The following is a 9,584-nucleotide window of genomic DNA, read 5'->3' as shown; positions in this document are numbered from 1 at the left end:
GAACACCCGGGGAAGGTCCTCGGCCTCGATACCCGGACCGGAATCGACGACCTCCAGCACAACACTGCGCTCCCCATTGGCGACGCGAAACGTCACGGTTCCCGCCTCTGGGGTGTACCGCAGTGCGTTCTCGATGAGGTTCCCCGAGATCTGTGCAAGCCGATCGGGATCCGTCTCGAACGAACCTGTCTCCTCGACATCGACAACGAACCGCAACCCGGCATCTGCTGCACGTTGACGAAATGTGTCGGCAATCCCTCGCAGGTGGGCAGCCACGTCCACCAACTCGGGGCGCAGGGTGAACTCTCGGGCGTCGAGCCGTGCAAGCATCATCAGGTCTTCGATGAGACGACGCAGTCGGCCGGTCTCGCTGGACAAGACCCCGCCGATGCGAGCAACAGATTCCTCGTCCAGGCCCCCTTCCTCGAGAGCTTCCGCGTACCCACCGATCGTGGTGAGAGGAGTACGCAGATCGTGACCGACACTCATCAGAAACTCTCGCTCTCCGGATTGGGTTGCTTCGAGCCGGTCGGCCATTTCATTGAACGCTCGAGCGATGTCGGCCACTTCGTCGTCACCCGGCAGGTCGACCCTGGCCGAAGAATCCCCATCGGCGAGGTTTCGCGCGGCCTCCGCCAGCTTCGCGCCACGTTTGCTCAGCCGCCTGGCAAGCAGGCGGGCGGCGATTGCAGACAGGAGCGCGGCAAGACCGAACGCGATCAGCATCACACGAAAGAAGCTCCGCCCATTGATCAGCGTTGTGCGTTGGAACACGACGACGACGAGACGGCTCGCCTTCATCGGGTGTGCCACGGCGAGTACGGCTTGCTCTTCACCGGGAATCCGCCTGCGGACGACACTGTCGTTCCCCTCCCGTAAGGTCGTGACGTTGAAACGCAGCGCTTCACCGATCGTCGGATTCAGGAAGAGGTGCAGCCGACCCTGTGCATCGATCCATCCGAGGTCGACGAGACGACCACCGGTAATCTGTTCTGCCGTTGCCAGGAGTGTCCGTAGGCGTCTGCCGAGTGTCGAATCCTTCGGGAGTTCACCGTTGCGCAGGATTGAAGAAAGGCGTTGCAGCGTAACCCGGTCACCGGTCTCTTCAAGGAACTGGTTCCCGACCAGACGCTCGATCGCGGCAGCTTCCTGGGACATCTGACGGATGGTCTCTCGGGACACGGCCACCTGACCGAGGATCGCCCCGAAGACTCCAACCAGCACCAACGCCAGCGTGGCGATCCCGAGCATGCTCCAGAACAGTCTTCTTCTCATCTGAACGCCGCCGACCGTGTCGACGGCCGAAGAGACATGGCGGTCACGACGCCTCCAACCGGTACCCGACACCCCATACCGTCTCAATGGGAATCCCATCGAGCTTCTTGCGCAGCTGGCGGATGTGCACGTCGACCGTACGCGTCTCACCGAAGTACTCGTAACCCCAAACCGCTTCGAGGATCTGACCCCGGGAAAGCACCAAGCCGGCGTGCTCGGCCAGATACCAGAGGAGATCGAACTCCCTGGCCGTCGGTCGGATCACGTTACCTTCCGCATCTCGGACTTCTCTGCGTCCCGCGTCGATCTCGAAGCCGGCGACCGACAGTGCCTTCGTGGTTACCGGAGCTTCTTCGGACCGCCGAAGGACCGCCTTGACTCGTGCCAGCAGCTCGCGAGGCGAGAACGGCTTGGTCACGTAGTCGTCCGCTCCGATCTCGAGGCCGACGACCTTATCGATCTCCGAGTCCCTGGCGGTGAGCATGATCACCGGGATGTCCGAGATGGCACGGATGCGTCGGCACACTTCGACACCGTCGATTCCGGGAAGGTTGAGATCCAGAAGCACGGCTCGCGCCGGTCGCTCCTCCAAACGCTGCAACCCGATCTCGCCAGAGACCGCATGGACGAGGCGATACCCCTCACGCTCGAAGAATACGCGCAACATATCGGCAATCGGTTCTTCATCTTCGATCAGCAGGATGCGGCCGCGGTCCATGAGACCCTCCATGATTGTCGGTGGGCGCGTCATCGAAAAGGATCATCGGCAGATGCGAGCAAACCGTTGAGGAAATGTCAGCATTGTGTAAAAGGCCGGATCGGCAAGTCATGCACGACGGCGCCCGCAGAGCGACCCACCCGTCGCACATCGATGCCCCTCCCTGGCCCAACTCCGACACGTGCCCAGCCGAGATCTTGGGTGATGAGGCCTGCAGAAACGACCAGGCGCTTCGACTGTGCACGAGCGCAGCCCCGTGCACATTGATGGCAACCGCTGTGCGCGTTCACGACGTGAGGCGCTCGACGGCAGGACCTCCCGAACTCAGATCGTGGCGAGCCATTCGAGGCCGAGTTTGGAGAAGATCTCCTGCACCCATCCCGAGAGGATGGCCATCTTCCCGGTGATCATCAGGACGCCGAAGCCGGCGAGGAGCAGCCCGGACACCACGTTGATCGGGCGTAGATACCGCTTCAGGAACCCCACCGCCCTGAACGCCTTCGACAGGCCCACTCCTGACAAGATGAATGGGACTCCGAGACCGAGGCCGTATGCGAGCAGCAGGATCATCCCCTGACCGACTGTCTCCTGAACGGCAGCAGCCGCCAGGATCGCTGCAAGCACGGGACCGATACACGGTGTCCACGCGAATCCGAAAGCGAGACCCATGACGAGCGGCGCCCATCCCCCGAGTTTCGATGGCTTGACATCGATACGCCGTTCTCTCGTCAGGAAACCAAGGTATCGCGAACTCGAATACGCCGAGACGACGATCAGCAGGCCGAACGCGATCACGATCCATCCCGCGACCTGCAGCGCGATGCGCTGGTGCTGCAGGAAGAAGTGTCCCACCGAGGTCGCTGCCGCGCCAAGGATGACGAAAATGATCGTAAAGCCGATCACGAATGTGAGTGTGACCCGAAACATCCTCGTGGACGAAGCGTCCCCACTCTGGAGGTCTCCCACCGAGTATCCGGACATCAGACTGAGATACCCCGGCAGCAGCGGCAGCACACATGGGGAAAGGAACGAGACGATGCCGAAAACGAATGCGGTAATGATGCCAACGTCGGCCATGGGCGGGCAGGATAGTTGAGATCCTCTGGCACGAAGCATCATGCACCGGCCGGATTCGTCGGCCAACCCCGGAGGTCGGCATGGCGAGGGCTGCCGGCCCATGCATGACACACAGCTCGGCGAACATCCCTACTCGCATGTTCTCGCCCCCGAGGTGGCACACGAAGGAGTCACACCCACCACGCCCCCTTGGGTCGAACTTGGATCGCGATACGAAACGGATCGGCCGACAGGGCAACGACCTGAGGACACAGCGCTTCGCCATGCTCGGCAGCCAGAAGGTTCTCGCTGGTCGACGAACCCTCGGCACACGCCATTCCCATGCGACTCGAGAACCAACTCCGCCTATCTGCGCGTCCTCGAAATACGAAATACGGAGTACGAAATACACGCTCGAAACGACTCTGAGCGATCCACAACACCGCATCACTCGGCAGACTCCTCGCTACGCTGACCGCCCATGGCCACGTACCAAGACTGGGAAGCGCTCCAGGTCCGCATCGGGACCGTCGTGCGGGCAGAGATCAACACAACGGCACGTAACCCTTCGTACCGTATGTGGATCGACTTCGGTGAACTCGGCATCCTGCAGTCCTCCGCAAGGCTGACGGATCGCTACACGCCCGATGACCTGGTTGGCCGCCAGATCGTCGCCGTCACCGGATTCGAACCGATGCGGGTCGGCGGTTTTCGCTCCGACGTGCTCGTCCTCGGAGCCATGAGCCCTGAAGGAGTCGTTCTCCTGAAACCCGATCAGCACGTCGCCGAAGGCACCGGCGTGGCATGAAGCTGCCCCGCTTCGTACAACCTCCCGTCCCACCTACCCGATCCGACATACGGATCGTCGTCCTGACCTCGATCCTGGGGTTCTTCGAAGGTCATGCCCTTGCCCAGGCAGCGAACACCCTGCCATTCGTTCGACGCTCGCTCGCCATCACGACCGGCGAGATGAGCCAGTTGCTCGGAATCGTTCGGCTCGGCGCCATCGTGGCGGTCCTGCTTTCGCTCCTCGGAGACCGAAGAGGGAGGCGCAGGGTCCTGCTCGGCGCCTTTTCCGCCATGCTCGTCGCCAACGCAGCGACGGCACTCGCCCCGAACGCCGCCACATTCACGATCCTGCAGACCGTGGTTCGTATGACCGGTTCGGCGGTAGGCGCCGTCGCCCTCGTCATGCTGGCCGAATCGCTCGCCCCTGCCATTCGGGCATACGGCATCTCGATCTTCGGGGGCGCGATCAGCTTCGGCGCGGGAGTCGCACTCGTTCTCGTCCCGATCAGTGATCTCGGTCCCGAATCCTGGAGGTTCCTGTACGGCGCGAGTGCGCTCGGTTTTGTGTTCTATCCCTTCGTCGCCCACCGCCTCCACGAAAGTCCCCTCTTCGTGGCGCCGACAGAGCCACCCGCCCTTTGGGCCCCGCTGCTGCACATGGAGAGACGCCCTTTCTGGATCGTCGCCGCGTTGTCGTTCCTCTCGGCCGCCTTCTCCGCACCGGCTGCAACGTTCGCCATGGAGCGACTCGTCAACGACGTCGGCCTTCGCACTCCGGTCGCCGTTGGGGTGCTCCTCGCCGGCGGAACCTTGGGCGGCCTCGGATTCCTCGTCGGAGGAAGATTCTCGGATCTGTGGGGGCGCAAACCGGTGCTGTTCGGAGCGCTCCTGATGGCGGGTGCCGGCGGCGTCGGCATGTTCCGGTTCACCTCGCCGGCAGCCCTCGCCGCCGCAGCAGCCGTCTCCGGCTTTGGAGCGTTTGCCACGGTGCCATCGCTCGGTGCGTTGCGTAATGAGCTGTTCCCAACCAGGATACGGGCAACGGCCGTGATGTGGCTGAACGTGGCGGGAGTGCTGGGTGCGGTCTCGGGTCTGACGGCCGGCAGGGAGATCATCGACCGATTCGGGCTTTCGACGACGATCACCGCGCTCGCAGCATGCATGGTCATCGCCGCCGGCCTCGTACTGGCAATCCCCGAGACACGAGGTCGGATCCTGGAAGCGGGATAGGAGGTTTGGGCTCCTGCCCGCCAACCCCTTCTCGTCAATGCGAGCGTCGCATAGAGACGCCGGCATTGACCAGAAACCAACCCCCTCGTTTCCTGTCAATAGCAGCGTCGAATGGCGACGCTTGCATTGACGAGAAACCTCCGGGTCTCGAGTTGAGACCGGCTACTCGAAGCTCTTGTCCGGGAATGGACACAAATCGGCCAGCTCGCATTCGCCACAGTGCGGCTTTCTCGCCGTACACACATCACGCCCGAACTGGATCAATCGCAACGAGAGCCCCCGCCAAGCCGACTCTGGAAACAGTCTCTTGAGGTCCTGCTCGATCTTGTTCGGATCCTTGTGCGTCGTGAAGCCAAGACGGTTGGAGAGACGCTTGACGTGCGTATCCACGGCGATCGCCGGACGGCCGAACGCCTCGGCCAGAACGACGCTGGCGGTCTTGCGACCGACACCGGGGAGTTCGACCAGTTTGTCGAGATCGTCGGGTACCTCGCCGCCGAAGCGGTCGACGAGCACCTGGGACAGCCCGATGATCGCTTTGGTCTTCTGCCGGTAGAAACCCGTCGTGAACACGATCCGTTCAACTTCCTCCGGGTCTGCTGCCGCAAGGTCCTCGGGAGTCGGAAAAGCACGAAAGAGCTCCGGAACCACCTTGTTCACGTTGTTATCGGTGGTTTGTGCCGAAAGGACCGTCGCCACGAGGAGCTGCCAGGGATCCCGATATGTGAGGGCGATTCGTGCCTTCGGGTATCTTCGTTCGAGGCGACTGAGAATCTCCAAGGCGCGTTCACTGTCGATCACGTCCGGCATCGTAGCGGGGCGCGACACAGCCGGGCTCGACCGGTGATGTCGGTATGCGGATCGGCGGCCTTTGCGTGTCACGTGCGTGATGAGGTAGTTCGTATCTCGTACTTCGTACTTCGTCTCGCGACCTACCCCGCCTCAAGACTGCAGGGCAAGGATGGCGGCTTCTGCCGAGAACCGAAGAAGAGCAAGCCGGCGGCCGGCTTCCCGACCGAGTTCCTCGGCACCGTCGAGATGCGTGCCATGTAGTGCTCGGCGGGCTCCAGGAGTCTGCCGAGTAATGCCGGTGTGGAGATCGGCGGCTGTGCGTGTCGCTCGCAAGGCCGCACAACGAAGGCGCACCGCCCGGGGTGCGTCGAGACGGAGAACGCTGCGAGCGGCGATGCACGGTCGTCGAGATGCGTGCCATGTAGTGCTCGGCGGGCTCCTATGCGTCGCTACCATCGCCGCCATGCTGCTACGACATGCCATGCCGGACCACAAACGCGTAGGCGCCGAGTCGCCGATGATGGACCCGTTTCCCGGTGATCAAGTCGTCGCCGAGAGGATGCCCGGTATCGGCGAACCGCTTGCCGAACAACCGATCCGCCACAACCCCGAGGTGATCTCCCCTTCTGAAGCCGGACGAATCCCACACGAGACGACGGCAACCCGGCACAAGAGGCTGGCGCTCATCCCCGTCAAGAAGTGTGTCCGCAAGCGCCGGCCCGGCCCCGACCGGCAGGCCCTGTTCGCCCGCCATCCCCAGCCAATTGTCTCTCACGCTCGAGCCACATCTCTCTGGAGCGGTGTGATCACGTTCGCCGGCTGACTTCTCGATGCGCCGCCCCCTCATCGCCTACGTCGCACTGACCTTCGCCGCGGTTCTCTTCGGGGTGACCTTCGTCGTTGTCAAACGGGCGGTGATCATCCTTCCACCGATGGCGTTCGTCGGATGGCGTTTCCTGATCGGCGCCCTGGCGTTGCTCGTCTTGGCGTTCCCGCGACGCCTCGGCATCTGGCGCGACGGCTTGCTGGCAGGAACTCTCCTGTTCGCAGGCTTCGCTCTTCAGACCGAAGGGCTCGCCAGAACGAGTGCTTCGAACTCCGGGCTGATCACCGGCTTGTACGTGGTCTTCACCCCGCTCATCGCCGCCATCGTCCGACGCGCAAAACCCTCGGGCTGGGCACTGAGTGGCACCGGTGTCGCCTTTGTCGGCCTTGCACTGCTGACCCTGCGACAGGGAGTATCGCTCTCGACCGGCGATCTGCTGACTCTCGGGTGCGCCGTCGCCTTCGCAGCCCACATCGTCGTGCTGTCACGAGTCGTTGCCCGCCACCCCGTGGTTCCCTTCACGGCCGTCCAGCTGTTGGTCACGGCCGCATTGGCGCTCGCCGTCTCATTCGTTCGTGAGGGGCTCCCATTGCCGAACGTGGATGTCCTACCGGCGCTCATCATGACAGGTCTGGCCGTCAGTGCGGGGGCGTTCCTCCTCCAAATCTGGTCTCAGACCGTCGTCGGCCCGACTCGAACGGCCGTGATGCTCTCCCTTGAACCCGCCGTTGCCGCGTTCTCCGCTGCATGGATCCTCCAGGAGCGTCTCAACGCACGAGGATGGACAGGCGCCGGATTGATTCTCGTCGGTATCTACCTCGTGCTGGCACGCACCAAGGACACGGACGCTCTCCCTGCTGCGGAGGCGATCACACCTGCTCATTGAGGCGGCGCATCGCCTCTTCCACTTCGGCCCGCCGTTGAACGTGTCGAATACCGCGCGCCACGACGCGGATTGCCCCCAGGAGGCCGAACAGCGCAAGCGTGAGTAGGAGCAGCAGTTCGAGGCCGTCTGTGAATCCGACGCCACACGACTCGAGACCGTGTGGACAAAGCCCGTAGCCGGTCCCGCCCCCGGCGAGATTGAGCAGCACGAGCAACGGTACGACCGCCACGGTCAGGGCGGCAACCAGAAGCACGCCGAGAAGGATGCGAAGCCACGTCACGGGAAACAAGGGTACCCGCCTCCCGGCGCCCTCCCGGTACAATCCGATCGGTGGAGTTCTATCGGGAACCGTTTACGGCTGAAGAAATCAGCGTCCTCTCTCCGTTCTTCAGCAACGTGGACCGTCCCGTCTTTGCCCTGATCAACCTCCCCGAAGTGGTCAAAGGTGCCCTGTTCGCCCGGTACAGCCGTAGCTCCAAGTCGTTACGGCGTCTCTTCCTCGACGAGTTCCTGGCGGACCCCGAGACCGGCATCGCGACGATCGCGCGGCACATCGACACCAACGACCGTCTCTACAGCCTTCGCAGGGCGGAACGACTTTACGACCGGGTCTTTTTCGAGTTCGGCGATGATTCCGTCGCGCAGCTCGGGGGAGCACATATCGCCTGTGAACAGGCATCGAACCTGCTCACGAAGGTACTCGAACGCGGCCGACTCGCCGCATATCTCGAACAGAGCACCCGCTACATCTACTACGACACGAAACTCGGCGACCGCTACCGCTACATGACCCCTCCCGAGGTCACCGCTTCGGAGCATGCCGGCGCCTATCACCGAACCATGGACCTGCTCTTCGACACCTACTCCCAGGTTGTGCGCACGATGACCGACATCTACGCGCGACGCTTTCCCCGACAGGATGATTCGAAAGGGGTCTGGCAGGCCACGATCAGAGCGAAGGCATGCGACACGGCGAGAGGACTGCTTCCGGCTTCCACGCTGTCCAACGTCGGAATCTACGCGTCGGGTCAGGCATATGAGATGGCGCTCATGCGCATGCAGGCACATCCCCTCGCCGAGGTCCGTGACTACGGGGAGATGATGCTCGTCGAGTTACGCACCGTCATCCCTTCGTTCCTGCGACGGGTCGACATCAAGGACCGCGGCGTGGCGTGGAGCAGGTACCTGGCCGAGACCGAGGCTGCAGTTCGCTCCATCGCGGATGACCTCGGTGCCATACCCGACCCACAGCCGTTCGTAACGCTCACCGACTGGGATCCCGACGCCGAAGTGAAACTGGTTGCCGCCGCCCTGTACCCGGCATCGAATCTGCCTGACGCCCAGCTGCTCCGGATCGCCGACGCCATGCCCGCGGACGAGCGCGCCAAAGTGATTACGACCCTGGTAGGTGATCGGAGGAACAGACGACATCGGCCGGGGCGAGCAATGGAACGTCCCATGTACCGTTTCGACGTGTTGTGTGACTACGGGGCGTTTCGTGACCTCCAGCGGCACCGCATGTTGACCATCGACTGGCAGGAGTTGACGACCGGCCACGGCCAAGAGACACCTCACGATCTGGCCGATGCCCACCTCGAGGACTCATGGAACCGAGCGATGACCGAGGCCGCAACACTCCACGACACCCTGGAACATTCTGTGGGTTCGACGGTCGCCCAGTACGTCGTTCCTTTCGGCTTCAACATCCGCTTCGTCATGGAGATGAATGCTCGCGAGGCATTTCACCTGCTCGAGCTGCGGAGTCAGCCTGCCGGTCACCCGGGATACCGCAAAGTGGTCCAGGAGATGCACCGTCAGATCCGCGACATCGCAGGACATCATTTGATCGCCGACGCGATGCGGTATGTCGACTACTCGGAACCTGATCTGGAGCGCCTCGAGAGTGAACGTCGTGCCGAACAAAGGCGGAACACCGCTCCTTGAGCCGCCTGCCGATCTCCGGCGACGATACCCGACGACGAAGCCGTTGCACGATGAACGGCACGCTTTTC

At 62.9% G+C, this 9,584-nt stretch carries 11 protein-coding genes; 6 read left to right on the top strand and 5 right to left on the bottom strand.

All coding sequences use genetic code 11. From position 1 onward, the window contains the following. The 3 genes from GXP34_03665 to GXP34_03655 form a co-directional block, all read right to left on the bottom strand. On the bottom strand, positions 1-1,275 hold a 1,275-nt coding region (locus tag GXP34_03665; GenBank protein NOY55064.1), incomplete at its 3' end, for a HAMP domain-containing histidine kinase. Between the two features lie 43 nt (positions 1,276-1,318). Continuing rightward, positions 1,319-1,993 carry a response regulator transcription factor gene (locus GXP34_03660; protein ID NOY55063.1) on the bottom strand — a complete coding sequence of 225 codons (675 nt, stop codon included), beginning with the start codon at positions 1,991-1,993 and terminating at the stop codon, positions 1,319-1,321. 324 nt (positions 1,994-2,317) lie between these two features. Continuing rightward, on the bottom strand, positions 2,318-3,070 hold the full coding sequence (locus tag GXP34_03655) for a cytochrome c biogenesis protein CcdA (GenBank protein ID NOY55062.1): 753 nt from the start codon (positions 3,068-3,070) through the stop codon (positions 2,318-2,320). Positions 3,071-3,530: 460 nt separating this feature from the next. On the opposite strand from GXP34_03655, the gene GXP34_03650 reads away from it, so the two are divergent. Next, the gene (locus GXP34_03650) at positions 3,531-3,857 is read left to right on the top strand and encodes a tRNA-binding protein (protein NOY55061.1); all 327 of its coding nucleotides are present in this window, start codon (positions 3,531-3,533) and stop codon (positions 3,855-3,857) included. After that, complete coding sequence (locus GXP34_03645) at positions 3,854-5,068, top strand: MFS transporter (GenBank protein ID NOY55060.1); 1,215 nt, start codon at positions 3,854-3,856, stop codon at positions 5,066-5,068. The genes GXP34_03650 and GXP34_03645 overlap by 4 nt, the downstream gene beginning before the upstream one ends. Positions 5,069-5,230: 162 nt before the next feature. On the opposite strand, the gene nth is transcribed toward GXP34_03645, so the two are convergent. Beyond that, entirely contained in the window at positions 5,231-5,878 is a 648-nt protein-coding gene (nth, locus tag GXP34_03640; protein NOY55059.1) for an endonuclease III, read from the bottom strand. 72 nt (positions 5,879-5,950) lie between these two features. Between nth and GXP34_03635 the strand changes: the two genes are divergently transcribed. From GXP34_03635 to GXP34_03625, 3 genes are all read left to right on the top strand, one after another. Then, positions 5,951-6,121, top strand: coding sequence for a hypothetical protein (locus tag GXP34_03635; protein NOY55058.1), 171 nt, complete (start codon positions 5,951-5,953; stop codon positions 6,119-6,121). Positions 6,122-6,323: 202 nt separating this feature from the next. Next, complete coding sequence (locus GXP34_03630; protein ID NOY55057.1) at positions 6,324-6,683, top strand: hypothetical protein; 360 nt, start codon at positions 6,324-6,326, stop codon at positions 6,681-6,683. Positions 6,684-6,690: 7 nt separating this feature from the next. Continuing rightward, complete coding sequence (locus GXP34_03625; GenBank protein NOY55056.1) at positions 6,691-7,572, top strand: DMT family transporter; 882 nt, start codon at positions 6,691-6,693, stop codon at positions 7,570-7,572. On the opposite strand, the gene GXP34_03620 is transcribed toward GXP34_03625, so the two are convergent. Further along, on the bottom strand, positions 7,556-7,852 hold the full coding sequence (locus GXP34_03620) for a hypothetical protein (GenBank protein NOY55055.1): 297 nt from the start codon (positions 7,850-7,852) through the stop codon (positions 7,556-7,558). The genes GXP34_03625 and GXP34_03620 overlap by 17 nt on opposite strands. Positions 7,853-7,902: 50 nt before the next feature. On the opposite strand from GXP34_03620, the gene GXP34_03615 reads away from it, so the two are divergent. Next, positions 7,903-9,516, top strand: a complete 1,614-nt coding sequence (locus tag GXP34_03615) for a thymidylate synthase (protein ID NOY55054.1) — start codon at positions 7,903-7,905, stop codon at positions 9,514-9,516. Positions 9,517-9,584: the final 68 nt, after the last annotated feature.

Source organism: Actinomycetota bacterium (assembly GCA_013152275.1).
Classification (GTDB): domain Bacteria; phylum Actinomycetota; class Acidimicrobiia; order Spongiisociales; family UBA4744; genus BMS3Bbin01.
The sequence above is the reverse complement of the archived record's forward strand: the minus strand, read 5'-3'. Positions and strand labels throughout refer to the sequence as shown.